Consider the following 25,124-nt stretch of genomic DNA (forward strand, 5'->3'; position numbering starts at 1 on the left):
AATCATCAGGCCTGCCGTGCCCGGGAGATTACTTCTTCTTTTTGGGGGCGATGACCATCATAAGCTGGCGTCCTTCCATCTTAGGATGCTGCTCAACGGCGCCGTATTCAGCCAGGTCAGCTTCAACCCGCTTCAACAGCTCCATGCCCAGCTCCTGGTGGGCCATCTCACGACCACGGAATCTCAGAGAGATCTTGGCCTTGTCCCCATCGGTAAGGAAACGTACCAGGTTGCGTAGTTTTACCTGGTAATCCCCTTCTTCCGTCCCTGGACGAAACTTGATTTCTTTGATCTGGATCTGCTTCTGGTTTTTCTTGGCTTCGTTGGCCTGCTTCTTCTTTTCGAAGAGGTGCTTGCCGTAGTCCATCACCTTGCAGACAGGCGGTACTGCGTCTGCAGAGATTTCCACCAGATCCAGCTTCGCTTCTTCAGCGATACGAAGCGCTTCATCAATCGAGACGATGCCAACCTGCTCGCCGTCTGCGCCAATTAACCGAACCTCGCGGGCCGAGATATTCTCGTTGATCGGGGCCTTCGGTACAGCACGCTTATCGTTTCTCATTTCACGCTTAATAGTCATTACTCCGATTCTTGGCGACCACGCCGGGAAACCGCATGTGTCAGCAGCTCAGCGAACTGGGCGACGGGCATGGAGCCCAGGTCAGCGCCTTCGCGAGTGCGCACAGCGACGGTTTGCGTTTCGACTTCGCGATCCCCTATAACCAAAAGGTACGGGACCTTGAGCAAAGTATGCTCGCGGATTTTAAAGCCGATCTTCTCATTTCTCAAGTCCGACTTGGCACGGAAACCGCTACCGTTCAGGGTATTTTCCACCTCGAGGGCAAAATCGGCCTGTTTGTCGGTGATGTTCATGATCACCGCCTGGGTCGGTGCCAGCCACGCCGGGAACACGCCCGCGTAGTGCTCGATCAGCATGCCGATGAAGCGTTCGAACGAACCGAGGATGGCGCGGTGCAGCATGACCGGGCGCACTCGGCTGTTATCTTCGGCGATATAGCTGGCATCCAGGCGCTCTGGCAGGTTCGGGTCGTACTGCAGGGTACCACACTGCCAGTTACGGCCGAGGCAGTCGCGCAGGGTGAACTCGATTTTCGGGCCGTAGAAGGCGCCCTCGCCTGGCTGGTATTCCCACTCCAGGCCCGATTCGTTCAGGGCGTCGGCCAGTGCACCTTCGGCGCGGTCCCACAGCTCTTCGGAGCCCACGCGCTTGGCCGGGCGGGTCGACAGCTTCATGGCAATGTCGGTGAAGCCGAAGTCCTTGTACACATCCAGGGTCAGCTTGATGAAGTCGGCGGCTTCTTTCTTCACCTGTTCTTCGGTGCAGAAGATGTGCGCGTCGTCTTGCACGAAGCCACGCACGCGCATGATGCCGTGCAAGGCGCCGGACGGCTCGTTACGGTGGCAGGCACCGAACTCGGCCAGGCGCAGCGGCAGGTCGCGGTAGCTTTTCAGGCCCTGGTTGAACACCTGCACGTGGCACGGGCAGTTCATCGGTTTTACCGCGTAGTCACGGCTTTCCGACGAAGTGGTGAACATGTTCTCGGCATAGTTGGACCAGTGGCCGGAACGCTCCCAGAGAATGCGGTCGACAACCTGCGGGGTCTTGATTTCCTGGTAGCCGTTTACGCGCTGGACCTGACGCATGTACTGCTCGAGTACCTGGTACACGGTCCAGCCGTTGGCGTGCCAGAACACCATGCCCGGGGCTTCTTCCTGAAGGTGGAACAGATCGAGCTGCTTGCCGATCTTGCGGTGGTCGCGTTTTTCAGCTTCTTCGATGCGCTGGATGTAGGCAGCCAGCTGCTTCTTGTCAGCCCAGGCGGTGCCGTACACGCGCTGCAGCTGCTCGTTCTTGGCATCGCCACGCCAGTAGGCGCCGGACAGCTTGGTCAGCTTGAATGCCTTGAGGAAGCGGGTATTCGGCACGTGCGGGCCACGGCACATGTCGACGTATTCTTCGTGGTAGTACAGACCCATGGCCTGCTCATCCGGCATGTCTTCGACCAGGCGCAGCTTGTAGTCTTCGCCACGGGCGGTGAACACGTCGATGACTTCGGCGCGCGGGGTGACTTTCTTGACGACGTCGTAGTCTTTTTCGATCAGCTCCATCATGCGCTTTTCGATGGCGGCCATGTCTTCTGGGGTGAAGGGGCGCTCGTAGGCGATGTCGTAATAGAAGCCTTCGTCAATGACCGGGCCGATGACCATCTTGGCGGTCGGGTACAGCTGCTTCACTGCGTGGCCAACCAAGTGGGCGCACGAGTGACGGATGATCTCCAGTCCCTCTGCATCTTTAGGGGTGATGATCTGCAGGGTGGCGTCTTGGCTGATCAGGTCGCACGCGTCGACCAGTTTGCCATCGACCTTGCCGGCCACGGTGGCCTTGGCCAGGCCAGCACCGATGGATGCGGCAACGTCGGCTACGGATACGGCGTGATCAAACGAACGTTGACTGCCATCGGGAAGAGTAATAACGGGCATGGCGCCTCCTCTCCTAGTGGTGACCCCTACCAAAGGTCACGTGGGTTGGGATGAGCCAGTACAAGATCCGACCTGCCTTCCTTAAAAGGAAGCCTGCCTCACAGTGGCAGAAGCCTTTCGGCTTGCGAGGGACGAACCAGAGTGACTGGAAAGAAAAAAGATAGCTGCGGCCGGCAACGGGGCGACCACAAGCCGAGCATGCTAGCACGCGGGTTGCACCCCAGGCAGAAATATTTGGCAATTACATCTTTCGGGTGAACTAACGCGGAAAAAGTCCTATCAGACCTTGGGAAGCAACCTACTCTTGATGAGACCTTAACCCAAGGAGTAACTGGTTATGCGAGTTCCGTCTCTTCTGGCCCTGGCGGCCGCTGGCGCCCTGCTGCTGCCGGTGGCTGCGAACGCTGGCAACTTCCCACCGGGGAAAGAGGCCGGTTACATGGCTCAGTGCACGCAAGTGGCCAGCGGCCAGGGCGTTGACGCTGCGACCGCGAAAAAACACTGCGACTGTGGCGCTCAAGCCATCAAGAAGAATTTCACCGACGCTGAAATTGCCGACCTGGACAGCCAGGATGGCGTGGACGCGAAACTGATGCAAAAGGCGCAAACCGTTGTAAAACAGGCCTGCGCGCCGAAGAGCTGAAACCTTAAAGCCAGGCCTGGCCGCCGATTCTTTGAGCTGGATCAATATCCTGCGAAGGTAAAAGGCGCTAGATGCGCAGAATTAGACTATGATGTGTCCCGTGCTCCGTAGCCTCGGCCGCATTGCACCACTGAAAAAACTAAATGTTCTGGAGATTCACCCATGTCCAATCGCCAACAAGGCACCGTCAAATGGTTCAATGATGAGAAAGGCTACGGCTTCATCACCCCAGCAGGCGGCGGCGACGACCTGTTCGTTCACTTCAAAGCCATCGAATCCGACGGCTTCAAGAGCCTGAAAGAAGGCCAGACTGTTTCCTTCGTCGCCGAGCGCGGCCAGAAGGGCATGCAGGCTGCACAGGTTCGTCCGGAGTAATTCGGATAGCTGTAAAAAAACCCGCCCTTGTGGCGGGTTTTTTTATGGCCGATTGCATCATCTGAGCAGGGACGGGATTGCCCGTGAAACAGACTGCAGGGTGGATGGCACAGGCTTCGCCCGCAGTGACCATGCCTGCCCGTGCATCAACCGCAGTTGACGCGGGTTACCTTGCCCTGCTCGTCCACGTTCAGGTTCAAGCGCTCGGAGCGGTATTCCAGGGTTACCACATCGTGCGGTTTGAGAATGCGCGCCATCTGCGAACCACTGGCCTTGCGTGCCTGCTCCAAAAGCTCGGCACTGCCCTGCTTGCCAATGGCGAAGTCTGCGCCGCTGGCTTCGCAGCGGCCATCGTTGCCAGCTGGGGTGGCCGGTGCAGCCCCCCCACCAGCGTCACCACCAGTGCTGCAACCAGCCAGGACAGCAGCCACCGCCAGGGTTGCCAGGTAAGCACGGGTACGGAACATGAAGCCTCCTAAATCGGTCTGGGAACTGTCTGATCCGACAGTTCCGCTCATCGTTTGTTGCAAAACCGATCAAGTCTGCCTGAACTCTAGCACCGAAGGCGAAACGCAATCGTGACTGGATTTTGCACAACCCGCTGCGTTTGCCATATGCTTAGCTCGCACGGTCACTGGCGCAAGGCCATGATTTGCTGCAAGAAGTGGAGCGCATCCCGCCTCCATCGAGCACCAGGGTCAGGTGTTCATTCCTTCGTTCCGGGCCCCTAGCGAGAGCTTTTCATGAGCAGCCACAGCATCGATGCCGATATCAAGGTCAAGTGGGCCGAGGGCCAGAGTGCGTACAGCCCAGGCACACCAGAGGAGTTGCTGCTGATTGGCATCGACCTGCTGGTGCGCGATCGCGGCGCCGAGGCGGCGCGCAGCTTCATCGAACAAGTGCTGGAGCGCTATGCACCGCACGCGGCTATTCCAATCGCGCCAACCGGGCGCTGAGCAGGTCGAACAGGCCCTGGGCATCGCCCTGCTCCACCCACAGCACGTTGGCCGGCTGCTTGAGCACACCGTACCAGTCGGCGATGGTCTGCCCGAAAGTCGGGCCTTCGCGGCTGTCGATGCTTACATGGATGCGCCGACCACTGAACAGTTCGGGCTTCAACAGGTAGGCGATGACACTGGCGTCGTGCACCGGGCCGCCGGGCATGCCGTACAGGTCCATGTCGTGGGTGATGTAGGCGTTGAGGATATCGACCACACGCTTGCTGGCCTGGTTGTTCACGGCGGCCAGTTGCTTGAGGCGCGCGTCGCTGGTCAGCAGCTTGTGGGTAACGTCCAGCGGCAGGTAGGTGAGCGGCACGCCACTGGCCAGCACCACTTCGGCCGCATGCGGGTCGGCGTAGAGGTTGAATTCCGCCGCCGGGGTGATGTTGCCGCCATTGAAGTGGGCGCCGCCCATGACCACCACCTGCTTGATGCCTTTGACGATGTCCGGGCGCTGGATCAGCGCCAGGGCCAGGTTGGTCTGCGGACCGAGCATGGCCAGGGTGATGCTGTGGGGCTTGGCAGTACCGAGGGTGTCGACCAGGTATTGCACAGCGTTGCCTTGGGCCAGTGGCGCTTTGGGCTCGTGCACCTGCACGCCGGTGAGGCCTTCTTCACCGTGGACCTCGGCGGCGTAGATGGGTGCGCGTACCAGCGGGCGGCCAGCGCCTGCGTACACGGGGATGTCTTCGCGGCCGGCCCATTCGCGGGCCAGGCGGGCGTTGCGCGAGGTTTTATCCAGGCGCACGTTGCCGGCAACGGTGGTGATGGCGCGGATGTTGAGGTCTTCGGGCGAGGCCATGGCCAGGAACAGCGCGACCACGTCGTCGGCGCCGGGGTCGGTGTCGATGATCAGGTCGATAGGGGCGGCCTGGAGGGTGGTGGCTGTGGCCATGAAGGCGATTCCTTGTAGCAAGGGCTTCAGCATAAGTCAGGCACTCCTTGTTGCCAGAGCAGATCATGCAGGCGAACCGAAATCTCATATGGGAGCGGGTTTGCCCGCGCCCATGGGAATTGCGCGAGCTTCAAGGTACCGCTTCGGCTGTTAGAACGTAACGCCGGAGACCAGGGCGATGTTGCTGTACGGCTGGCACTCCCCCGTACGCACCACCGCGCGGGCACTGCGCGACAGCACTTTGAAATCCTCATGGCTCAACCATTCGCGCTTGCCCAGCTTGCCCTTCAGGCGCTCGATCTCGACCAACGCTGGCGGCACCACTTTCTGCATTTCTTCAGCCAGCACATGCCGCTCTACCTGCAACTCGCTCAACACCACCCGCAACACACTGGCGAAATCCGGCAGGCCCGGAGTAATTGCCAGGTCGATCAGCTCGACACCGGGCGGCACCGGCAGCCCGGCATCGCCGATCACCAGAATATCGCCATGCCCCATGCCGGCGATGGTCCGCGACAGGGCAACGTTCAGCAGTTGCGTTTTCTTCATGGCGTCAACTCCGCAAGGTAAGGGATCGACGGTTGCGCGCCAGCGCGGGTGACCGACAGCGCGGCAGCACGCTGGCCGAAGGCGATAGCCTCGCCCTCTTCCCACCCTCGGACCAGCCCAGCAGCAAAACCGCCGATGAAGGTGTCGCCAGCAGCGGTAGTGTCCAGCGGCTGCACCACAGGCGCCGGATAGTGCTGATGCCCATTGGCAGTAACCAGCAACGCCCCCTGTGCGCCCAGGGTGATGATCACTTTACCCGCCCCAAGCTGCAGCAAACGCTCACCGGCAAGCAAGGCGCTGCGCTGGTCGGTGACAGGGATGCCAGTCAGGGCTTCGGCCTCGCTTTCGTTAGGGGTGAGGTAATCAATGCAGGCGAACCAGTCCGCGGGCAACGGGCCGGTGGCGGGCGCCGGGTTCAGGATCACCTGCTTACCCAGCTGACGCCCCCTGGCCAGGGTCCAGGCCACGGTTTCTTCCGGCACTTCCAGCTGGCAGATGACCACCTCGGCTGCCTGCAACAGCGCATCGAAGCGCTGGACCGATTCCGGCGTCAGCAGGCCATTGCCACCCGGAATGATGACAATGCAGTTCTGGCTGGCGGCATCCACAGTAATCAACGCCACCCCGCTGGACACCCCAGGGCAGGTGTTGACGCCCTGGCAGTCGATGCCCTCGACATACAGCGCCCGGTGCAACTGCCGGCCGTAATCATCGTCGCCGACATTGCCGATCATCGCCACACTGCCACCCAGCCGCGCCACCGCTACGGCCTGGTTGGCGCCCTTGCCGCCCGGCACGGTGAAAAAACTTTCGCCGGGGACTGTTTCGCCTGCACGGGGCAGGCGCTGGGCGCGGACCACCAGGTCCATATTGAGGCTGCCGACCACCACGACCTTGGCATTCATGACATTTCCTTAGCGTTAGCGGTAATCGTTGAACAGGTCCGGGCGCGGCCCGGTGGACTCACGCAGGACAATGCGCGGTGCAACAATGCGTTGCTCCGCCGCCCCTTGCCGGGGGGTGCCGATACGCGTCAGCAGCAGCGAGGCGGCGCTCTCGCCCAATTCGCGGATCGACTGGCCGACCGTGGTCAGCGGCGGATACACGTAGCGGCTGAGTTCGATGTCGTCGAAGCCGATCACCGACAATTCACTAGGCACGTTGATGTTGCGCTCGGCGGCGGCACGCAGCACGCCAAAACCGATCATGTCGTTACCGGCAAAAATCGCCGTGGGCCGCTTGCCGTCCAGCACCTGCGCTGCTGTCGCATGGCCGCCCGGGCTGGTGAAATCACAATGCCGCACGCGGTTGCCCAGCACTGGCGCCCCTACCTCGGCCATGGCCCGGCGAAAACCGCTCAGGCGCAGCTGGGTCACCCCGGTTTCTGCAGGGCCGCCGATATAGGCGATATCGCGATGACCCAGCGCCAGCAGGTGCTGGGTGGCAAGGTAGGCGCCCTGCTCATGGTCGATGCGCACCAGGTCGGCATCGACGCCTTCCAGTTCGCGGTCGACGATGACCATGGGCGTGCGCACGCTGGCCAGGCTTTGCAGCAGGTCGCTGTCCTGCCCCACCGAAGCCACCACCAGGCCATCGATGCGCTTTTCCAGCAGCACGCGCAGGTAGCTGCGCTGCTTTTGTGGGTTGTCGTCGGAGTTGCACAAAATCACGCAGTAGCCGTTGCGCTCGCAGGCGTCCTCGATCCCACGGGCCAGTTCGGCGAAGTATGGGTTGACGCTGTTAGGCACCAGCAGGCCGATGGTGGCAGTGCTGCGCGCTTTCAACGAACGCGCCACCGCACTGGGCACGTAATCGAGCTCGATGATGGCGGCTTCCACTTTCAGCCGCACCTGCTCGCTGACGGGTCGGGTCTTGTTCAATACATGGGACACGGTGGTGTACGAAATACCGGCCAGTGCCGCGACGTCTTTGATGGTTGCCATGTTTTCAGTTCCGCCGGCCTGCACGCCGGCTACGGTAAGTGTCGAGCACCACGGCGATGACGATCACCGCCCCGGTGATGATGCGTTTGGTCGGTTCGCTGGCACCGATCTGGGCCAGCCCGGCGGCCAGGACCGAAATGATCAGTACCCCAAAGAACGTGCTGATGACCGAGCCGCGCCCGCCCATCAGGCTGGTGCCGCCGATCACCACAGCGGCGATCACCTGCAGCTCCAGGCCGGAGCCGGCATTGGGGTCGGCCGCTTCCAGCCGGGAAATCTGGAACAGCGCGGCCAGGCCGGCGAGCAGGCCCATCAGGGCGAACACCAGCACTTTGTATGGGCGCGGGTCGATACCCGCGAGGCGAACGGCCTCTTCGTTGGTGCCGATGCCGATCAGGTAGCGCCCGAACACCGTGCGGGTCAGGACCAGATGGGCCAGCACGATTACCAGCAAGGCGATCACGAACGCCGGCGAGATGCCAAAGGCCACCGGGTTGGAGAACCAGGCATAGGCATCGCCGATATAGGCGGTACGCGAGTCGGTGAACTGGTAGGCCAGGCCGCGGGCCATTTCCAGCACACCGAGTGAAACGATGAACGACGGGATGCGCCAGGCCACGGTAACACCACCGGTGATGCTGCCCGCCAGCGCCGCCACGGCCATGCCCAACAGCGCCGAAGGCAGCACGCCCCAGCCCCAGCCGAGAATCGCCACACTCACCGTAGAGGCGGCCAAGGCCAGCACCGAACCTACCGACAGGTCGATGCCGCCGATGATGAGCACGAAGGTCATGCCCACCGCCAGCACCATCAGGTCGGGGATCTGGTTGGCCAGGGTGCTGAAGGTGTTGTACGACCAGAAGTGGGTGCTGAGGAACGAGAACAGCACGATCATCGCCAGCAAGGCGCCGGCCAGGCCCAAGTAGGTGCCCAGGCCAAAATAAGTGCCACTGCGGCGCACGGGGGCGGCGCCTTGGCTGTCGAGCGGGGTGGTTTTCATGCGTTCATCCTGGGGGCTGCCTCATGCAGCAGTGCGTCACGTTTCTGGTAACCAGCAAAGGCAGCGGCCAGTAGCTGGTCCTGGCTCCAGCGGTCGCGGTCGAAGGTGTCGATCAGACGACCGGCAGACAGCACCGCAATGCGGTCGCAGATCAGCATCAGCTCGCGCAGGTCGCTGGACACCACTACCAGCCCCTTGCCCTGGCGTGCCAGTTCGGCCAGCAGGCCGTAGATGTCGAACTTGGCGCCGACGTCGATACCACGGGTGGGTTCGTCGAACAGCAGCACCTGGCAGTCGCGCTCCAGCCAGCGGCCGATCACCACCTTCTGCTGGTTGCCGCCAGACAGCTCCCCGACGATTTGCTGCGTGCCAGCACTGCGAATGCGCATGGCCCGGACCTGGCGCTCGGCCAGGGCCTTTTCCGCCTCGCCATCAAGTATGCCGGCCCGCGACACGGCACCAAGGTTGCCCAGGGCGATATTGGCGCTGATCGACTGAGTCAACAGCAGGCCTTCGCCCTTGCGGTCTTCGGTAATCAGCGCGATACCGGCCCGGACCGCAGCCCTGGGGGAGTCGATGGAGACGGGCTGCGGGGGCTGGCCCAGTGCAATGCTGCCGCTTTCGGCACGGTCAGCGCCGTAGATCAGGCGCAACAGCTCGGTGCGCCCGGCACCGATCAGGCCAGAAATACCAAAAATCTCCCCTGCCCTGACCTCGAACGAGACCTCACGCACCTTGTCACCACGGCTGAGCCTGTCGACCTTGAGCAATGGTGCGCCGATCTGCCGGCGGCCGAGGTCAATATGCTCGCCCAGCTCGCGGCCAACCATCAGGTTGACCAGCTCGGCGCTGCTGTAGCGCTGGATAGGTTCGTCGCACACCAACTTGCCGTCGCGCAGCACGACGATGCGCTGGGCCACGCGTTGCAGCTCTTCCAGGCGGTGCGAGATGTAGACGATGGCCACGCCACGCTCGCGCAGGCGCTCGATCTGGGTGAACAGCAGCTCCACCTCACGTGCGGTGAGCATGGCGGTGGGTTCGTCAAAGATCAGCACATGGCAGTCGCCGATCAGGTTGCGGGCGATTTCGACCATTTGCTGATGGCCGATGCCCAGCTCACCAACCGGTGTATCCGGGTCGATGGCGTCGAGGCCGACCTGGGCCATGGCGGCCGTCGCCAGTTGGCGCAGGCGTTTGTGGCTGATCCAGCCAAAGCGGCTGGGCAGGTTGTCGAGGAACAAGTTCTCAGCCACCGTCAGCGTAGGCAGCAGGTTCAGCTCCTGCATGACCATGCGCACCCCAAGGCGCTCGGCGTCTCGCCGGCTGGCCGGCGCGTAGACCTGCCCGCGATAGACCATCTGCCCGGTGGTGGGGGTTTCCAGGCCGCTGATCAGCTTGGACAACGTGCTCTTGCCCGCACCGTTTTCGCCGGTCAGGGCCAGCACTTCGCCGGCCCGCAGGGTCAGGCTGACCTCGCCCAGCACGGGCTGGGCGTAGGTCTTGCCCAAACCGCTGGCGGCTAGCACTACTTCATTGGCCGATGCAGGCATGGCCGTTTCTCCAGGCAGTGTCAGGGCTTCTTGGTGATAAGTTCGACCGGGGTCTGGATCACGTTGTCGGCATCCACGTCAGGTTTTTCGCCATTAACCATTTTCAATGCCGCCTGAATACCGAATACGGCTTGTTGGCTGGCAGCCTGGTCGAGGGTGGCGAGCACACGGCCGTCGGCGAGCATCGGCTTGATGGCGTTGATGTTGTCGTAGCCCACCACTTGCACCTGACCAGCCTTGCCGGCAGCACGAACGGCCGACACGGCGCCCAACGCCATGCTGTCGTTACCGGCCAGCAGGGCCTTCAGGTCGGGGTACTCGTTGAGCATGGAGGCGGCGACGGCGTTGCCTTTGTCGATTTCCCAGTTGCCGCTTTGCACCGACACGATTTTCATCTGCGCAGCGTTCATGGCGTCTTTGAAGCCGGCGGTGCGCTGCTGGGCGTTGGTGGTGGTCGGCACGCCTTCGATGATGCCGACCTGGTCGCCGGGCTTGAGCTTCTGGCTGGCCAGGTAATCACCGACCAGACGCGCGCCCTTGCGGTTGTCGGGGCCGACAAAGGGCACGCTGATGCCCTTGCTCTTGAGCAATTCAGGGTCCAGGCGGTTGTCGATATTGACCACCACCACACCTTTGTCCATGGCCTTCTTCACTGCCGATACCAATGCTTTGGAATCGGCCGGGGCGATCACCAGGGCCTTGGCGCCGGAGTTGACCATTTGCTCGACGATGCGGATCTGCTCGGATGTGTCGGTTTCGTTCTTGATGCCGTTGGCGATCAGGTCGAAATCATCAGCGTGGGCTTTTTGGTAATCCTTGGCGCCGTCTTCCATGGTGCGGAAAAACTCGTTGGCCAGCGATTTCATGACCAGGGCGACCTTGGGCTTTTCTTCGGCGTGGGCGGCCGACACAGGCAGGGCGAATGACAACGAGGAAAGGACAGCGAGGGCGAGCAGACGACCGGGGAACGGCAGTTTCATGGACGATGACTCCGAATCTTGTTTTTTTATCGGATCGCAAACGTTTGCGGTACCTAACTATGGAAACAGGACCGTGGTTTGTCAAATCCGTTTGGCTGTCGGAGGCCAACGACTTCTGCTGCTGATTATCCAGATTTTTCCGAAAAACCGAACACCTTTTCCTATGCTTGTTCGGATTTACGAACGCCGCAGAAGCAGCCTGCCGTCGTAATGGGCTGTGTAACACACCCAACAGCCTGTGCCGAAGCGCCGATTTCCCGGGGCAATGCTCCCCTTTACCGATGGCAGGCTGCCACTGTGCAAGCAGCGCATACCGGCTTGGTACGAAAGATGCCTTGAAGCCTGGGCGACTCAATAATCATCTCACCGGAAAGAGAGAGAACAATAACGATGAATGCCGCACTTAAAACCTTCGCCCCCAGCGCGCTCGCGCTGCTGCTGATCCTGCCCGCCACCGCCTCCGCCAAGGAAGCCGAAAACCAGCAAAAGCTGGCCAACGTGGTCATCCTCGCCACCGGCGGCACCATTGCCGGTGCCGGCGCCAGCGCCGCCAACAGCGCCACCTACCAGGCTGCCAAGCTGGGCGTAGACAAATTGATTGCCGGCGTCCCGGAACTGGCCGACATTGCCAACGTGCGCGGCGAGCAGGTCATGCAGATCGCCTCGGAAAGCATCAGCAACGACGACCTGCTGAAACTGGGCAAACGCGTCGCCGAGCTGGCCGATAGCAAGGATGTCGACGGCATCGTCATTACCCACGGCACCGACACCCTGGAAGAAACAGCCTACTTCCTCAACCTGGTCGAGAAGACCGACAAGCCGATCGTGGTGGTTGGCTCGATGCGCCCGGGCACCGCCATGTCCGCCGATGGCATGCTCAACCTTTACAATGCCGTGGCCGTGGCAGGCGACAAGCAGTCGCGGGGCAAGGGCGTGCTGGTGACCATGAACGACGAGATCCAGTCCGGCCGTGACGTCAGCAAGTCGGTCAACATCAAGACCGAAGCGTTCAAGAGCGCCTGGGGCCCGATGGGCATGGTCGTGGAAGGCAAGTCGTACTGGTTCCGACTGCCGGCCAAGCGCCACACGGTCAACTCCGAGTTCGACATCAAGCAGATCAGCAGCTTGCCGCAGGTGGACATCGCCTATGGCTATGGCAACGTCACCGACACCGCCTACAAGGCATTGGCACAGAACGGCGCCAAAGCGCTGATCCATGCCGGCACCGGCAACGGTTCGGTGTCGTCGCGGGTGGTACCGGCGCTGCAGGAACTGCGCAAGAACGGTGTGCAGATCATTCGCTCGTCGCACGTCAACCAGGGTGGTTTCGTGCTGCGTAACGCCGAACAGCCGGACGACAAGAACGACTGGGTCGTGGCCCATGACCTGAACCCGCAGAAGGCGCGGATCCTGGCGATGGTGGCGATGACCAAGACCCAGGACAGCAAAGAGCTGCAGCGGATCTTCTGGGAATACTGATTGCCAAATGGGTTGGCCGGTGCCCCTTTGCACCGGCCAACCCTTAACCCCCAGGTAGCGAGCTGCGCCGCTGACACCTGGGTGTGGGCAAAGCATCCAGCATGTTGGCGGCTACCTGAACTGGTACGCCAACCCGGCCCCCGCATACCATGAACGCCCAGGCGCAGCCTCGTAGTAACGCCCGTTGCTATCCCCGACAATCACCGACCCCACATATTGCCGGTCAAACAGGTTGTCCAGCCGCACCAGCTGGTGGAACGTCCATGCCCCCACATGCTGTTCAAAGCGTGTACGCCAGTTGAACACCGCGTATGCCGGTGCTGCCTTGGCGTCGTTGCTGTCGTCCACATACACCTTGCTGCGGTACTGCCCTTCAACCCCCATGCTGACCGACGCAACAGGCCTCCACACCAGCTCGCCGTAAAGGTTGTCCAGCGGCACACCTGGCAGCCGGTTGCCACTTTGGATGGCCTGGCTGACATCCTCGGCGTAGCGTGCATCGGTGCGGGTGTACACCACGGTAGCCTGCCACTGCTCATTCAAGTCGCTCTGCAGGCTGGCCTCGAAGCCTCGCCGTAGGGTACGCCCCGCATTGCGGTAGCTGGTGCGGCCATCGGTAGCGCTGGCCACGACGATTTCGTCATCGGTATGAATCTCATACAGCGCCGCATTCAGCCGCGTACGTTCGCTCAGCCGATACTTCACACCCATTTCATACTGCAGGCTGGTAGCCGGCTTGAGCCCGAAGTTGAAGCTTTCGACTTCACCCGGTGCGTAGGCCATCTCGGCCTGGGTGGGCGTCTCGAAGCCCTTGCCAACGCTAACGTAGCCACGCAGGTCTGGCGTGAACGCGTACATCACCGACAGCGAAGGCGTGGCCTGCTGATACTTTTTCGAGCCGCTGGAATCGCCGTTTACCAGGTAATGGTCATCGACGCGCATGTTCATGGTGCTGTAGCGCAGCCCCAGTTCGCTGGTCCAGTTGCCGATTTCCCAATGCGCCTGCAGGTAGGGGTCCAGGCTGGTGGCGGTGTCCTGCTCGTCACGCCGCAGTTCGCCTTTCACGCCCAGCTGGCCACCGCTGAAGTTCTGGTAGCCGCGGCGGTCGTCCTTGCTCTGGTCATAATCGGCGCCCACAGTGAAGGTCAGGTCGCCGGGCACATTGGCAACCGGCTGGATCCAGCGCAGGGTGCCGCCATGGAACTCACGGTCGAAGTCGACCACGCCGCCGCCACGCTGGCTGTTGGAGGCCACCGACCTTGGAATGGACAGATACTGCACGACGCTGCGTTGCCCCGCGTACAGGTTGAACTGCAAGGTAGCGTCGCCGAAGTAGCGCTCGTAGTTCATGCCCACCTGCTGGTGGTCGATGCTTTTGCGCGTGTTGTAGGTTTGCGCCGCTGCGGCGGTGGAACGCGGGTCGTGCTTGTAGGCCTCCCAGGTCTGCCCTAGCGGGTCCTGGGTGTTGTTCTGCTCAAGGCTGCTGTAGATCAGCGCCATGCGCGAATCGTCATCAGGCTTGAAGTTGACCTTGGCGAAGGTCTGGTCACGGCGCGCGGCACTGTGGTCGCGGTAGCCATCGGTGTCCATGCGCGAGCCATCCAGCACGAACCCGGCAGCGTCGTTGCCGCCCTCGGCGGACAGGTGGTTCTTGTTGAAGCCGTCGCTGCCGAACGTGGTTTCGGCCCCCACACGGGCTGGGCCCTGGCCATCGCGGCTGAACATCTGGACCACCCCGCCAGCGTTGCTGCCATAAAGCGTGGCGGCCGGGCCGCGCAACACTTCGATGCGCTCGGCCACGTCCAGGTTCAGCGTAGCCGCCTGCCCTTGGCCGTCGGGGGTACTGGCCGGGATGCCATCACTGATCAGCTTGATGCCGCGCACACCGAATGCCGAGCGTGCGCCATAACCTCGCGAGGAAACCTGCAGGTCCTGGGCATAGTTCTGGCGGTTTTGCACCACCAGCCCTGGCACCTTGGTCAGCACTTCCGACAGGTTGACGCCAAGCTGGCCATCGGTGCCACGGGACAGGTCGACGGTGTCGACCGAAAACGGCAGGTCGAAGGAGCTGGTAGGCGCGTAGACGCCGGTGACTACCACTGGGTCGATCAACAGTGCATTGGAACCCTCGGCAGCGGCATGGCATGGGGCACTGATGCCCAATGTCAGAAAAACCAACCGCCCACAATGGGCGGGTATGCGTAAAACAAGCGGATACATTCAAAACTTCCATAAACCCAGCAGCCTTCAGGGCCGCTTCGCAGCTCGTCGTCGGCAGGTCAGGCGCCCACACGTACAGCGCGAAACTTCTCAGCTGCGCTGCACCCTTGGGCGCCCGGCTTGCCGGGGACGGGCACTAAATTCTATTGATGTAGCAATGCCCTTGAGTGCTGACCACAGACACCCGCTTTTCGATCGCCCTGCCCTGGTAATCCAGGGCGGTACGCACGATCTGCAGCAGCGGCGCCCCAGTTGCGATACCCAGCGCCTGCGCCTGGCTGGCATCGGCGCTGATGGCAAAGATCCGCTCCTGGGCATGGGCGACCGTCGCGCCAAAGCGCTGCTGGTACAACCGGTACAGGGTGTTGGGCAACACCTCGGGCTGCCGCTCGAGGCCAATGAAGCGGTCGGCACAGAGGATGATGTCCTCGTAGATGACCGGCTTGCCGTCCAGTTCGCGCGTGCGCGAAATGTGGATCACCTTGCCGCCTGTTGCCAGCCCCAGCTCCTGTGCTTCCTGTGCAGTGGCCTTGCGCACCTTGCGACCGAGCACCATTGACACCGGCAGGCAGCGTTCGCCGTCCGGGCGGCAGATGTTGAAGAAGCGGAACAAGGCATGGTCACCATCATGGGTGGCAACCGATGTGCCCTTGCCCTGCTGGCGCACTACGACATTCTCGGCCACCAGCTCATTGAGGGCCTTGCGCAAGGTGCCGACGCTGACCTGGTAAGTGGTCGCCAGTGCCGCCTCACTTGGAATGAACGTGCCAGGCGACCACTCCCCCGAATTGATGCGCTCCATCAGCAAGTCCTTGATCTGCATGTACAGCGGCTGGAAGGTCGGGGCCTTCTGCGGGTTTTGCAGTGCTTCGTTCATGGTCATCGGTCATCACTGGCGGGTGTTGCCCAAGTATAACCCGGACGAGAAAAAAACAACTCACCTTGACTATCCTATAACCCATGTCCTATACATGACTTACGGCATATGAATGTCCGTCACAGGAGAACAACAATGAGCATTGATTTTGTCGTCCACGATGCTGATGACGCCGTCGGCGTCGTAGTAGTCGAAGGCGTGCAGGCGGGCCAGAAGTTGACAGGCTGGGTCATGGACCAGGACCAGACCCTGGAATTCGTGGTACGCGACGCCATCCCGATCGGCCACAAGCTGGCCATCCGTGACCTGCAGGAAGGCGATACGGTGATCAAGTACGGCGTCGACATCGGCCGGGTGATCAAACCCATCCGTGAAGGCGAGCACCTGCACGTTCACAACGTCAAGACCAAGAGGTGGTAAGCATGCAATCCAATGGGCGCACTTTCCTGGGCTACCGCCGCGACAATGGCCGCGTGGGCATTCGCAACCACGTGATCATCCTGCCGGTGGACGATATCTCCAATGCGGCTGCCGAAGCCGTGGCCAACAACATCAAGGGCACCCTCGGGCTGCCACATCCATATGGCCGTCTGCAATTCGGCGAGGACCTAGAGCTGCACTTCCGCACCCTGATCGGCACGGGCTGCAACCCCAACGTGGCAGCGGTGGTGGTGATCGGTATCGAACCCGGCTGGACCCGGCGGGTGGTCGAAGGCATCCGTGCCAGCGGCAAGCCGGCCGAAGGCTTCTGGATCGAACAGAACGGCGACCACAACACCATCTGCGCCGCCTCCCGCAAAGCCCGTGAGTTCGTGCAGTACGCCACCGAGCTGCGACGCGAAGAATGCGACATCAGCGAGTTGTGGGTGTCGACCAAGTGCGGCGAGTCCGATACCACCTCCGGCTGCGGCGCCAACCCCACTGTCGGCAACGCCTTCGACAAGCTGTATGCACAAGGCTGCACCCTGGTTTTCGGGGAAACCTCCGAGCTGACCGGTGGTGAACACCTGGTGGCCGAGCGCTGCAGCACCCCGGCAGTACGCGAGCGGTTCCAGTTCATGTTCGACCGCTACAGCGCCATGATCGACCGCTGGAAAACCAGTGACCTGTCTGAGTCGCAGCCGACCAAGGGCAACATCGAAGGCGGCCTGACCACCATCGAGGAAAAGGCCCTGGGCAACATCCAGAAGATTGGCCGCAAATGCCGGGTGGATGGTGTGCTGGACAAGGCCGAGGCGCCCACCGGGCCGGGGCTATGGTTCATGGACTCATCATCTGCCGCCGCCGAAATGGTCACTCTGTGCGCAGCCTCCGGGTATGTGGCGCACTTTTTCCCCACCGGCCAGGGCAACGTCATCGGCAACCCGATCCTGCCGGTGATCAAGATCTGCGCCAACCCGCGCACCTTCCGTACCATGGGTGAGCACATCGACGTGGATGTTTCCGGCCTGCTGCGACGCGAAATCAACATGGACGATGCCGGCGACCGCTTGCTCGACATGCTGATGCGCACCGCCAACGGCCGCTACACGGCCGCCGAAGCACTGGGGCACCGCGAGTTCGTGCTGACCCGCCTGTTCGAAAGCGCCTGACCTGCCGCGCCGTTGCCTGCCAAGGGCAACGGCGCGCTTCCCTGCCTGCGTTCAAGAAGTACGTCTCACAACAACCATAAATGGAGACCTTCATGAAACCGCTCTGCCCTGCCCCTGCATCCCCAGCGTTGTTTCTCCCCAAGCCCATGCAGCGCCGACGATCGTCCTGACCGCCGCGTGTCACGCCCACGAACCGAACCTGCTCCCCTGCCCTGATCAGCGTGATTGGCGTGGGGTATCCGCTCATGGAGAAACAACCGTGAAAATCCTCAAGAACCTGTATGTCCAGGTGGTCATCGGCCTGATCGCCGGCATCGCCCTCGGCTACTGCTGGCCCGCACTGGGGGTGGAGATGAAACCTTTGGGCGATACCTTCATCCGCCTGATCAAGATGCTCATCACCCTGGTGATTTTCTGCACCGTTGCCATCGGTATCGCCCGCATGGAAAGCCTCAAGGAACTGGGCAAGGTCGGCTTCAAGACCTTCATGTACTTCGAGATCGTGACCACCCTGGCGCTGCTGCTGGGCATGGTCATCGCCAACCTGGTTCAGCCCGGTGCCGGTATGAACATCGACCCTGCCAGCCTCGACGGTGGCGCCATGTCGGAGTACCTGGACCAGGTACATGCTCAGGAATCGTCCAGCCTGCTGACTCAGCTGATTCCCAATTCGGTGGTCGGGGCGTTCGCCAGCGGCAACTTGCTGCAGGTGCTGCTGTTCTCGGTACTGTTCGGCGTGGCGCTGTCCGGCATGTCCAGGCGCAGCCGCCTGGCCGCGCGAGTGATCGAGCAGTTTGGCGAAACGCTGATGCGCATCGTCGGCATGATCATGTGGCTGGCACCGATCGGCGCTTTCGGGGCCATGGCCTTCACCATCGGCAAGTACGGCATTGGTGCCCTGCAGCAGATGGGCTTGCTGATCGTCTGCCTGTACGTCACCAGCCTGCTGTTCATCGGCATTGTCCTCGGCTCGATCAGTTTTGCCTGCGGCGTGAACATCTGGTCGTTGATCAAGTACTTCCGCGAGGAGTTGCTGATCGTGCTCGGCACCTCCACCACCGAGTCGGTGCTGCCGCGGCTGATGCAGAAAATGGAACGTCTGGGTTGCGACAAGTCAGTGGTCGGCCTGGTACTGCCAACCGGTTACTCATTCAACCTCGACGGCGCAGCCATCTACCTGACCCTGTCGTCGCTGTTCCTCGCCCAGGCATTGAACATTGACTTGTCATGGGGCCAGCAACTGAGCCTGCTGGTGATTCTGCTGATCACCTCCAAGGGCGGCGCCGGGGTCGCCGGTGCGGCACTGATCGTGCTGACGGCGACGCTGGCCAGCCATGACATCATCCCGGTGGCGGCGATTACGCTGATCCTTGGCATCGACCGTATTCTCAACGAGGTGCGCGCGCTGACCAACATGATGGGCAACGTGGTTGGCACCCTGGCGATCGCCCGCTGGGAAGGCAAGCTCGACCTGGCCCAGGCCCGCGCCGAGCTGACCACGCCTGTGCGTTCCCGGACGCTAGAGCAGCCCCCGCTGAACCTTTCGCAGAAAAAATCCTGAAGCCAGTTTGCAAGGAGCCCCCATGACTGTGCAAATCAGCGTTCGCCAGGCCCATGAACTGGCCATGCGGGCCTTACTTGCCGCCGGCATGCCACACACCACGGCAGTCAGCTGTGCGCAAGCACTGTTGCAGGCCGAGCGCGAAGGCCTGCCCTCCCATGGTCTGTCGCGCCTGCCGTTCTACCTGGAACAGATGGCCACGGGCAAAGTCGACGCAACGGCTGTGCCCGATGTGCAGGTCGATGGAGCACTGGTACGGGTCGACGCCCGCCACGGCCTGGCATTCGCGGCGATCGATGCCGGCCTCGGGCCGGCGATGACCACGGCACGCCAGCTGGGTATCGCGGCGCTGGCCATCGGCCGTTCGCACCATTTTGGCGTGGCTGGGCAGCCGGTGGAGCGGGCGGCACGCGAGGGCTTGCTGGCACTGGCACTGAGCAACGCACCGGCCGCGATGGCGCCGTGGGGCGGGCACACGCCACTGTTCGGTACCAACCCGGTCGCCTTCGCCTCGCCACGGCTGAATGCCGACCCGGTAGTCATCGACCTGTCGCTGTCCAAGGTTGCCCGCGGCAAGGTGATGCTGGCCAGGCAGGCCGGCACCGCGATCCCGGCGGGTTGGGCCATTGATCGCCAAGGTAATGACACCACGGACCCGGCTGCGGCTTTGGCGGGCAGCATGGTCCCGATGGGCGATGCCAAGGGTGCCGCACTGGCATTGATGGTCGAGCTGCTGACGGCGGGCCTGACAGGCAGCCATTTCGGCTTCCAGGCCAGTTCGTTCTTCGATGCCCAAGGGGAGGCGCCGGGGGTAGCGCATTTGCTGTTACTCATGGACCCGCAGCGTTTCGCAGTGGGGTATCAGGCACATGTCGAGGCACTGTTTGCGGCAATGCTGGAGCAACCCGGGGTGCGGTTGCCGGGGCAGCGGCGGATACGTGAGCGTCAGGTCCATAGTGATGTCATCGAAGTACCCCAGGCGTTGCTGGACAGGTTGCAAAGTTGCGTTTGAGTAGACACCCTGACGGTGCTTTGCGCCCCTTTCGCGGGACACGCCCGCTTCCACAGGATTGCGCTAGATTCTAGAAATCGAGCAAGCCAGTTGTTTGCCCAGGTACTGCTTCAGCCTCAAGCCTGCGGGGTATCTGTGGGAGCGGGCTTGCCCCGGGTACAAACCGGAGACATCGTTTACATTTCAAACCGGGGACATGGTTTACAGGCTAAAGCCACGTACTGTACAGGCCTCAGGCTGTGGGCGCGGCCGTGTCGCGAGAGGGCTGCACAGCAGCCCCGGCATCAATCAGACGAAGCAAGGTCAGGCATCCGGCAACAACACCAGCTTGCCAGCCGCCGTGCGCTGTTCATGCAGATCACTGAACGCCCGCGCACCCTCGCTCATTCCTCGCGTCTCGACCCAACCCAGCTCACCAAACGCCCCCTCCTCCAGCGCCCGCACCGTGGCATGCATGTCGGCCATGCTGTAGGTGTACGTACCAAGCAATGAGACCTCCGCCAGGGTCAGCTTGCGCATATCTATCTCACTGGCCCAGTCCTGCAAGCCGATGTGCATGATCACCCCGCCGGGCTTCACCGCTTCCAATGCAGCATCCCGGGTAGCCTTCGCCCCCACCGCATCGATGACGTAATCGAAGGTATTGGCCGCTGCTGGGGTTTCCAGCGGGTTGAACGCCTCGCAGCCGGCGTGCTCGCGAGCCGACTCCCGGCGCAGCGGGTTGACCTCGGCCATGCTCACCCGCCGGCAGCCATAGCTGCGCAGCAGCAAGGCCGCCAGCAGCCCTACCGCCCCGCCGCCAATCACCAGGGTGCGCAGCTCCGGCAGCGGCCGTGCCAACACCCGCATGGACAGGTTGATGGCGTGCAGCGCGGTCGCCGCAGGCTCGCTGATCGCCGCCTGGACCAGCGACAGGCCATCAGGAAGGGAAATCACCGAGGCTGCCGGTATCGCCAGGTACTCGGCAAAAGCCCCCGGCCGGCTCATGCCGATCATGCTGCGGTTGGCGCACAGGTTATCGCGCCCGCCACGGCAATACTCGCATTCGCCACAGGTAATCAGCGGGTTCACCGTTACCCGCTGGCCGGCCTGCAAGCGCGGGGCGGCACTTTCCGCCACCACACCGGCCAGTTCATGGCCCAGCACCAGGCCCGGCTGGCGCCGCGGATCATGCCCGTGGTACGCATGCAGGTCCGAACCGCAGATACCGGCAGCCGCCACCTTGATGATCACTTCCCCGTCGTGTAGCTCGGGGTAAGGCCGCTCCTGCAACTGCATGTGCAACGGCTGGGTATAGACAAGCGCTTTCATGGCATCTCCTTGTTATCGTGCTTGCAGCCGGCGCATCAACGCGCCGTGGCAGGTTCAAAAGCGGGCTCGGCCATGCCCACGGCCTGGTGCCGGCCTATCCAGCGGGCGCACCAGGCACTCAGCAGGCCGATACCCAGCACATAGCTGCACAGCAACCACGGGTTTCCGGCATTCAGGCCAGTCAGCAGCGCAGCGATGATCGGCGTCATGCCCCCGGCGAACACTCCCGCCACCTGGTACACGAACGAAATGCCGGTGTAGCGCACCGAGGCGTCGAAGCATTCGGAAAAGAGCGACGACATGGTGCCGAACACGGCGGCATGGAAAACCCCGAAGGGTATGATGATCGCCAGCCACACCAGCGCCAGCTGCCCCGGGAAACTGTGCATCACCCAGAACGCCGGGAACACCGACAGTGCCGACAGCAGCGCCCCGCTGCCATACACCCGGGCTTTGCCAACGCGATCGGCCACATGCCCCCAGAACGGGATGAAGCAGCTCATCAGCAAGGCACTCAGCATGATCCCGACCAGTGCACTGGTGCGCGGCAGGTTCAGCGATTGCGTAAGGTAGTTGAGCGAATAGACGCCGAACACATTGAAGAACACCCCATCGATCATGCGCGCGCCCATGCAGGCGAAGATCATCCGCGGGTAGCGGCGCAGCATGAGCACGATCGGCAGTGGCTGCCGTGTCTGCACTGCGGCCTCGGGCCGGGCCTGCTTGAAGTCCTGGGTTTCGCTGACATGCGTCCGAATGTAGCTGCCCAGCAGCACGAATACACCGCTTAACAGGAAGGCGCAGCGCCAGCCCCAGCTCATGAACTGCTCGTCGGTCAGCAGCCAGGACAGCAGGCCAATCACTCCCGAGGCGCTCACCAGGCCCAGTGACATGCCGATCTGCGGCAGGCTGGCGTAGAAGCCGCGCCGCGCCGGAGGCGCCGACTCGTAGGTCATCAGCACCGAACCGCCCCACTCGCCGCCCAGGCCGATGCCCTGGAGGACACGGCAGGCCAGCAGCAGGATCGGCGCCAGCACACCGATTTGTTCATAGGTCGGGACCAGGCCGATAACCACCGTCGCCCCACCCATCAGGGCCAGGGTGATGATCAGCATTCTCTTGCGGCCCAGGGTGTCACCGAAGTGGCCGAAGACGATGCCGCCCACCGGCCTTGCGATAAAGCCCACGGCGAACACGCCATACGACAGCAACACCGAAATCAACGGATCGTCGGCGGGAAAATACAGTTTGTTCAACACCAGGCCGGCGACGACGCCGTAAAGGAAAAAGTCATACCATTCGATCACCGAGCCAAGCACGCTCGAAATCGTGGCACGTCGCAGGTTGGATGAGGCAGGCGCAGTGGAAGTCATTGTTGTTATCTCCACGGTCGAACCGGTTGTGGCCGCCCCCTGGGCGGGCCGGGTTAGTTGGCGGTGTAGCCGCCATCGACCATCAACGTCTGGCCGGTGACATAGCTGCTGGCATTGCTGGCGAAGAACAACGTGGCACCGGCCAGGTCTTCGAGTTGGCCGTTGCGCCCGATGCAGGTGCGCTCGGCATGTCGCTGGGCCAACCCTTGGTCGGCGAACACCTGGGCGGTCAAGGCGGTGGGGAAGAAGCCTGGGCCGATGGCATTGCAGGTGATGCCGTGGCGCGACCAACGCTGGGCAATCGCCCGGGTGAGCTGGACGATGCCGCCCTTGCCGGCGCCATAGGGCGCGCTGTCGGCAAAGGCCCGGCTGGATTGCAACGAGGCGATATTGATGATGCGCCCCCAACCCGCCTCGGCCATGCCCGGGGCCAGGGCCTGTACCAGGAAGAACGGCGCTTTCAGGTGCAGCGCCAGCTGCTCGTCCCAGGTTTGCGGGCTCACCTCCTCGAACGGTTCACGGTGGTTGACCCCTGCGGCGTTGACCAGGATGTCCACCGTGCCGAGCGCCCGCGCCGCCGCCTGCAAGCTGTCAACGCAGGTCAGGTCACAGCAGCGGTAACTCGCCTCGATGTCCTGCTGTTGCAAGTGCTCGACCTGTTCCTGCAAGGCCGCTTCGCCACGCGCCATCAACACCACACGCGCACCTGCGGCGCCTAGGGCCTCAGCCATCACGGCACCAATGCCGCTGCCACCCCCCGTCACCAGCGCGGTCCGGCCGTGCAGGTCAAACAGTGTTGCCGGGTTCATGAAACACTCCTGTCGCCCGGGCCAGCGCCCGGGCAAGTCTGGGTCAAAGACATGTTCGATAGCCTCAACGGGTCACAGGCTCACCGCAGTCGAAGCGCTCGTCGGGGAAGTACTTGGCCAGCCGGTCATCGGCCGTGCGGGCGTGGGCCTCCATGCCTTCCAGGCGGGAGATGCGCGCGGTCACCTGGCCGATCTGGCGCACCGCCTCGCGGGGCATGCGCTGCCAAGTCAGGGTCTTGAGGAACTTGTGCACCGACAGCCCTCCAGAGTAGCGGGCCGCGCCCTTGGTCGGCAGCACATGGTTCGGCCCGCTGCATTTGTCGCCGAAAGCCACGGTGGTTTCTTCACCGAGGAACAGCGAGCCGTAGCAGGTCAGGTTGTCCAGCCACCAGCCCAGGTCGTGCGCGTGCACTTCCAGATGCTCGCTGGCATAGCGATCGGACACCTCCACCACCTCCTCGCGGCTGTCGCACACAATCACTTCGCCATAGTCGCGCCAGGCGCAGAAAGCGGCATCGCGGGCTACCGGCGGCAGTGCTTCGATCAGCTGCGGGACCTTGGCCATCACCGCTTGGGCCAGGCTGCGCGAGGTGGTGAACAACCAGGCCGGCGACTCGTGGCCATGCTCGGCCTGGCCCACCAGGTCACTGGCCACAATCGCCGCATCGGCACTGTCATCGGCGATGACCGCCACTTCCGACGGCCCGGCGAATACATCGATGCCCACCTTCCCGAACAAGCTGCGCTTGGCCTCGGCAACGAACTTGTTGCCAGGCCCCACCACCACATCGGCCGGCTTGCCGCTGAACAGGCCATAGGCCATTGTGGCGATGGCCTGCACCCCGCCAAGGGTCATGATCACGTCAGCACCGGCCGACTTGAAGGCATACAGCACGTAGGGGTGGATGCTCTCGCCGAGGAACGGGCTGGAGCAGGCCAGAATGGTCTTTACCCCGGCCGCCTTGGCCGTGGCGACACCCATGTAGGCCGAGGCGATATGCGCGTAACGCCCGGCCGGTGCGTAGCATCCCACCACGTTCACCGGCACCACCCGCTGCCCGGCAATCACCCCGGATGGCAAGGTCACTTGCAGGTCTTCGATGGAGCGGCGCTGGGCGCAGGCGAATTCGTATACCTGGCGCGCAGCGAAATCGATGTCGTCACGCACCCGCTTGGGCACCTGCGCGGTACGTCGGTCGATCTCGGCGTCACTGAGCACGATATCGCCCTGCCACTTGTCCAGCGTGCGTGCATAGTCGCGCACAGCGTCCTCGCCACGGCGCTGGATGTCGTCGAGCATGTCAGTGACCACGCGCTGTGCTTCGGCGGTGTTGGAGTCGGCGGTTTTGCTGGCCTGCTTGAGGTAGGTGATGGTCATGGCGTCTCCGGCAAGTTTTCATGCAAAGAAATGAAAGCGCTTTCATTCAAAGTAGTCGCCACCGGAAGCAGGTC

At 62.5% G+C, this 25,124-nt stretch carries 24 protein-coding genes; 8 read left to right on the plus strand and 16 right to left on the minus strand.

Going from position 1 to position 25,124, the window contains the following annotated elements:
- Nucleotides 1–28: 28 nt before the first annotated feature.
- Nucleotides 29–580, minus strand: coding sequence for a translation initiation factor IF-3 (infC, locus tag OO258_RS13975; protein ID WP_016711338.1), 552 nt, complete (start codon nucleotides 578–580; stop codon nucleotides 29–31).
- A complete protein-coding gene (gene thrS, locus OO258_RS13980) occupies nucleotides 580–2,502 on the minus strand; it encodes a threonine--tRNA ligase (RefSeq protein ID WP_110743935.1) in 1,923 nt (640 codons plus the stop codon). The genes infC and thrS overlap by 1 nt, the downstream gene beginning before the upstream one ends.
- Nucleotides 2,503–2,839: 337 nt before the next feature.
- On the opposite strand from thrS, the gene OO258_RS13985 reads away from it, so the two are divergent.
- Nucleotides 2,840–3,145, plus strand: coding sequence for a hypothetical protein (locus tag OO258_RS13985; protein WP_110743934.1), 306 nt, complete (start codon nucleotides 2,840–2,842; stop codon nucleotides 3,143–3,145).
- 162 nt (nucleotides 3,146–3,307) lie between these two features.
- A complete protein-coding gene (locus OO258_RS13990) occupies nucleotides 3,308–3,520 on the plus strand; it encodes a cold-shock protein (RefSeq protein ID WP_003250656.1) in 213 nt (70 codons plus the stop codon).
- A gap of 146 nt (nucleotides 3,521–3,666) precedes the next feature.
- Here OO258_RS13990 and OO258_RS13995 read toward each other — a convergent pair whose 3' ends face one another.
- The gene (locus OO258_RS13995) at nucleotides 3,667–3,987 is read right to left on the minus strand and encodes an I78 family peptidase inhibitor (RefSeq protein WP_110743933.1); all 321 of its coding nucleotides are present in this window, start codon (nucleotides 3,985–3,987) and stop codon (nucleotides 3,667–3,669) included.
- Between the two features lie 276 nt (nucleotides 3,988–4,263).
- Here OO258_RS13995 and OO258_RS14000 point away from each other — a divergent pair, with 276 nt between their 5' ends.
- Nucleotides 4,264–4,476, plus strand: coding sequence for a hypothetical protein (locus OO258_RS14000; protein WP_110743932.1), 213 nt, complete (start codon nucleotides 4,264–4,266; stop codon nucleotides 4,474–4,476).
- On the opposite strand, the gene OO258_RS14005 is transcribed toward OO258_RS14000, so the two are convergent.
- From OO258_RS14005 to OO258_RS14035, 7 genes are all read right to left on the minus strand, one after another.
- Nucleotides 4,448–5,449: a nucleoside hydrolase gene (locus OO258_RS14005; RefSeq protein WP_110743931.1), complete on the minus strand. Its 1,002-nt coding sequence runs from the start codon at nucleotides 5,447–5,449 to the stop codon at nucleotides 4,448–4,450. The two genes, OO258_RS14000 and OO258_RS14005, sit on opposite strands and share 29 nt — an antisense overlap.
- Nucleotides 5,450–5,566: 117 nt before the next feature.
- Nucleotides 5,567–5,965, minus strand: coding sequence for a D-ribose pyranase (gene rbsD, locus OO258_RS14010; RefSeq protein ID WP_266031012.1), 399 nt, complete (start codon nucleotides 5,963–5,965; stop codon nucleotides 5,567–5,569).
- A complete protein-coding gene (gene rbsK, locus OO258_RS14015) occupies nucleotides 5,962–6,870 on the minus strand; it encodes a ribokinase (protein ID WP_266031014.1) in 909 nt (302 codons plus the stop codon). Before rbsK ends, rbsD begins: the two co-directional genes overlap by 4 nt.
- 15 nt (nucleotides 6,871–6,885) lie before the next feature.
- Nucleotides 6,886–7,908, minus strand: a complete 1,023-nt coding sequence (locus OO258_RS14020; RefSeq protein ID WP_266031016.1) for a LacI family DNA-binding transcriptional regulator — start codon at nucleotides 7,906–7,908, stop codon at nucleotides 6,886–6,888.
- A 4-nt stretch (nucleotides 7,909–7,912) separates the two neighbouring features.
- Nucleotides 7,913–8,908 (minus strand): ABC transporter permease, encoded by a 996-nt coding sequence (locus tag OO258_RS14025; RefSeq protein WP_266031018.1) that lies wholly within the window; start codon nucleotides 8,906–8,908, stop codon nucleotides 7,913–7,915.
- Nucleotides 8,905–10,458: a sugar ABC transporter ATP-binding protein gene (locus OO258_RS14030; protein WP_266031019.1), complete on the minus strand. Its 1,554-nt coding sequence runs from the start codon at nucleotides 10,456–10,458 to the stop codon at nucleotides 8,905–8,907. The genes OO258_RS14025 and OO258_RS14030 overlap by 4 nt, the downstream gene beginning before the upstream one ends.
- Before the next feature lie 20 nt (nucleotides 10,459–10,478).
- On the minus strand, nucleotides 10,479–11,438 hold the full coding sequence (locus OO258_RS14035; protein WP_266031021.1) for a sugar ABC transporter substrate-binding protein: 960 nt from the start codon (nucleotides 11,436–11,438) through the stop codon (nucleotides 10,479–10,481).
- Nucleotides 11,439–11,828: 390 nt separating this feature from the next.
- Here OO258_RS14035 and OO258_RS14040 point away from each other — a divergent pair, with 390 nt between their 5' ends.
- Nucleotides 11,829–12,917: an asparaginase gene (locus tag OO258_RS14040; protein WP_110743924.1), complete on the plus strand. Its 1,089-nt coding sequence runs from the start codon at nucleotides 11,829–11,831 to the stop codon at nucleotides 12,915–12,917.
- A 111-nt stretch (nucleotides 12,918–13,028) separates the two neighbouring features.
- Here the strand turns inward: OO258_RS14040 and OO258_RS14045 are convergent, their stop codons facing one another.
- Both OO258_RS14045 and OO258_RS14050 read right to left on the minus strand, forming a co-directional pair.
- Complete coding sequence (locus OO258_RS14045; protein ID WP_266031023.1) at nucleotides 13,029–15,137, minus strand: TonB-dependent receptor family protein; 2,109 nt, start codon at nucleotides 15,135–15,137, stop codon at nucleotides 13,029–13,031.
- 136 nt (nucleotides 15,138–15,273) lie between these two features.
- Nucleotides 15,274–16,014 (minus strand): GntR family transcriptional regulator, encoded by a 741-nt coding sequence (locus OO258_RS14050; protein WP_266031025.1) that lies wholly within the window; start codon nucleotides 16,012–16,014, stop codon nucleotides 15,274–15,276.
- A 135-nt stretch (nucleotides 16,015–16,149) separates the two neighbouring features.
- On the opposite strand from OO258_RS14050, the gene OO258_RS14055 reads away from it, so the two are divergent.
- From OO258_RS14055 to OO258_RS14070, 4 genes are all read left to right on the plus strand, one after another.
- The gene (locus OO258_RS14055; protein ID WP_043199623.1) at nucleotides 16,150–16,434 is read left to right on the plus strand and encodes a UxaA family hydrolase; all 285 of its coding nucleotides are present in this window, start codon (nucleotides 16,150–16,152) and stop codon (nucleotides 16,432–16,434) included.
- 2 nt (nucleotides 16,435–16,436) lie between these two features.
- Entirely contained in the window at nucleotides 16,437–17,606 is a 1,170-nt protein-coding gene (locus OO258_RS14060) for a UxaA family hydrolase (protein ID WP_266031028.1), read from the plus strand.
- Between the two features lie 259 nt (nucleotides 17,607–17,865).
- Nucleotides 17,866–19,167: a C4-dicarboxylate transporter DctA gene (gene dctA / locus OO258_RS14065; protein WP_266031030.1), complete on the plus strand. Its 1,302-nt coding sequence runs from the start codon at nucleotides 17,866–17,868 to the stop codon at nucleotides 19,165–19,167.
- A gap of 22 nt (nucleotides 19,168–19,189) precedes the next feature.
- Nucleotides 19,190–20,179 (plus strand): Ldh family oxidoreductase, encoded by a 990-nt coding sequence (locus tag OO258_RS14070; protein ID WP_266031031.1) that lies wholly within the window; start codon nucleotides 19,190–19,192, stop codon nucleotides 20,177–20,179.
- A 303-nt stretch (nucleotides 20,180–20,482) separates the two neighbouring features.
- Here OO258_RS14070 and OO258_RS14075 read toward each other — a convergent pair whose 3' ends face one another.
- The 4 genes from OO258_RS14075 to hisD all read right to left on the minus strand — a co-directional run bounded on the left by OO258_RS14075 (nucleotide 20,483) and on the right by hisD (nucleotide 25,050).
- Complete coding sequence (locus OO258_RS14075; protein WP_266031033.1) at nucleotides 20,483–21,490, minus strand: alcohol dehydrogenase catalytic domain-containing protein; 1,008 nt, start codon at nucleotides 21,488–21,490, stop codon at nucleotides 20,483–20,485.
- Between the two features lie 35 nt (nucleotides 21,491–21,525).
- Nucleotides 21,526–22,863 carry an MFS transporter gene (locus OO258_RS14080; protein ID WP_266031035.1) on the minus strand — a complete coding sequence of 446 codons (1,338 nt, stop codon included), beginning with the start codon at nucleotides 22,861–22,863 and terminating at the stop codon, nucleotides 21,526–21,528.
- A gap of 53 nt (nucleotides 22,864–22,916) precedes the next feature.
- Nucleotides 22,917–23,672 (minus strand): SDR family NAD(P)-dependent oxidoreductase, encoded by a 756-nt coding sequence (locus tag OO258_RS14085; protein ID WP_266031037.1) that lies wholly within the window; start codon nucleotides 23,670–23,672, stop codon nucleotides 22,917–22,919.
- Between the two features lie 64 nt (nucleotides 23,673–23,736).
- Nucleotides 23,737–25,050 (minus strand): histidinol dehydrogenase, encoded by a 1,314-nt coding sequence (gene hisD / locus OO258_RS14090; RefSeq protein ID WP_266031039.1) that lies wholly within the window; start codon nucleotides 25,048–25,050, stop codon nucleotides 23,737–23,739.
- Between the last annotated feature and the right edge of the window lie 74 nt (nucleotides 25,051–25,124).

It is taken from the genome of Pseudomonas sp. DCB_BI, assembly GCF_026240995.1.
Taxonomy (GTDB): domain Bacteria; phylum Pseudomonadota; class Gammaproteobacteria; order Pseudomonadales; family Pseudomonadaceae; genus Aquipseudomonas.

Coding starts and splice junctions, on each gene's coding strand:
- OO258_RS14025 (WP_266031018.1), bottom strand. CDS start 8,908: ATGAAAACCACCCCGCTCGACAGCCAAGGCGCCGCCCCCGTGCGCCGC.
- OO258_RS14055 (WP_043199623.1), top strand. CDS start 16,150: ATGAGCATTGATTTTGTCGTCCACGATGCTGATGACGCCGTCGGCGTC.
- OO258_RS14070 (WP_266031031.1), top strand. CDS start 19,190: ATGACTGTGCAAATCAGCGTTCGCCAGGCCCATGAACTGGCCATGCGG.
- OO258_RS13985 (WP_110743934.1), top strand. CDS start 2,840: ATGCGAGTTCCGTCTCTTCTGGCCCTGGCGGCCGCTGGCGCCCTGCTG.
- OO258_RS14085 (WP_266031037.1), bottom strand. CDS start 23,672: ATGAACCCGGCAACACTGTTTGACCTGCACGGCCGGACCGCGCTGGTG.
- rbsD (WP_266031012.1), bottom strand. CDS start 5,965: ATGAAGAAAACGCAACTGCTGAACGTTGCCCTGTCGCGGACCATCGCC.
- OO258_RS14035 (WP_266031021.1), bottom strand. CDS start 11,438: ATGAAACTGCCGTTCCCCGGTCGTCTGCTCGCCCTCGCTGTCCTTTCC.
- OO258_RS14000 (WP_110743932.1), top strand. CDS start 4,264: ATGAGCAGCCACAGCATCGATGCCGATATCAAGGTCAAGTGGGCCGAG.
- OO258_RS14045 (WP_266031023.1), bottom strand. CDS start 15,137: ATGTATCCGCTTGTTTTACGCATACCCGCCCATTGTGGGCGGTTGGTT.
- thrS (WP_110743935.1), bottom strand. CDS start 2,502: ATGCCCGTTATTACTCTTCCCGATGGCAGTCAACGTTCGTTTGATCAC.
- hisD (WP_266031039.1), bottom strand. CDS start 25,050: ATGACCATCACCTACCTCAAGCAGGCCAGCAAAACCGCCGACTCCAAC.
- rbsK (WP_266031014.1), bottom strand. CDS start 6,870: ATGAATGCCAAGGTCGTGGTGGTCGGCAGCCTCAATATGGACCTGGTG.
- OO258_RS14060 (WP_266031028.1), top strand. CDS start 16,437: ATGCAATCCAATGGGCGCACTTTCCTGGGCTACCGCCGCGACAATGGC.
- OO258_RS13990 (WP_003250656.1), top strand. CDS start 3,308: ATGTCCAATCGCCAACAAGGCACCGTCAAATGGTTCAATGATGAGAAA.
- OO258_RS14040 (WP_110743924.1), top strand. CDS start 11,829: ATGAATGCCGCACTTAAAACCTTCGCCCCCAGCGCGCTCGCGCTGCTG.
- OO258_RS14075 (WP_266031033.1), bottom strand. CDS start 21,490: ATGAAAGCGCTTGTCTATACCCAGCCGTTGCACATGCAGTTGCAGGAG.
- infC (WP_016711338.1), bottom strand. CDS start 580: ATGACTATTAAGCGTGAAATGAGAAACGATAAGCGTGCTGTACCGAAG.
- OO258_RS14050 (WP_266031025.1), bottom strand. CDS start 16,014: ATGAACGAAGCACTGCAAAACCCGCAGAAGGCCCCGACCTTCCAGCCG.
- OO258_RS14005 (WP_110743931.1), bottom strand. CDS start 5,449: ATGCTGAAGCCCTTGCTACAAGGAATCGCCTTCATGGCCACAGCCACC.
- OO258_RS14080 (WP_266031035.1), bottom strand. CDS start 22,863: ATGACTTCCACTGCGCCTGCCTCATCCAACCTGCGACGTGCCACGATT.
- OO258_RS14020 (WP_266031016.1), bottom strand. CDS start 7,908: ATGGCAACCATCAAAGACGTCGCGGCACTGGCCGGTATTTCGTACACC.
- OO258_RS13995 (WP_110743933.1), bottom strand. CDS start 3,987: ATGTTCCGTACCCGTGCTTACCTGGCAACCCTGGCGGTGGCTGCTGTC.
- OO258_RS14030 (WP_266031019.1), bottom strand. CDS start 10,458: ATGCCTGCATCGGCCAATGAAGTAGTGCTAGCCGCCAGCGGTTTGGGC.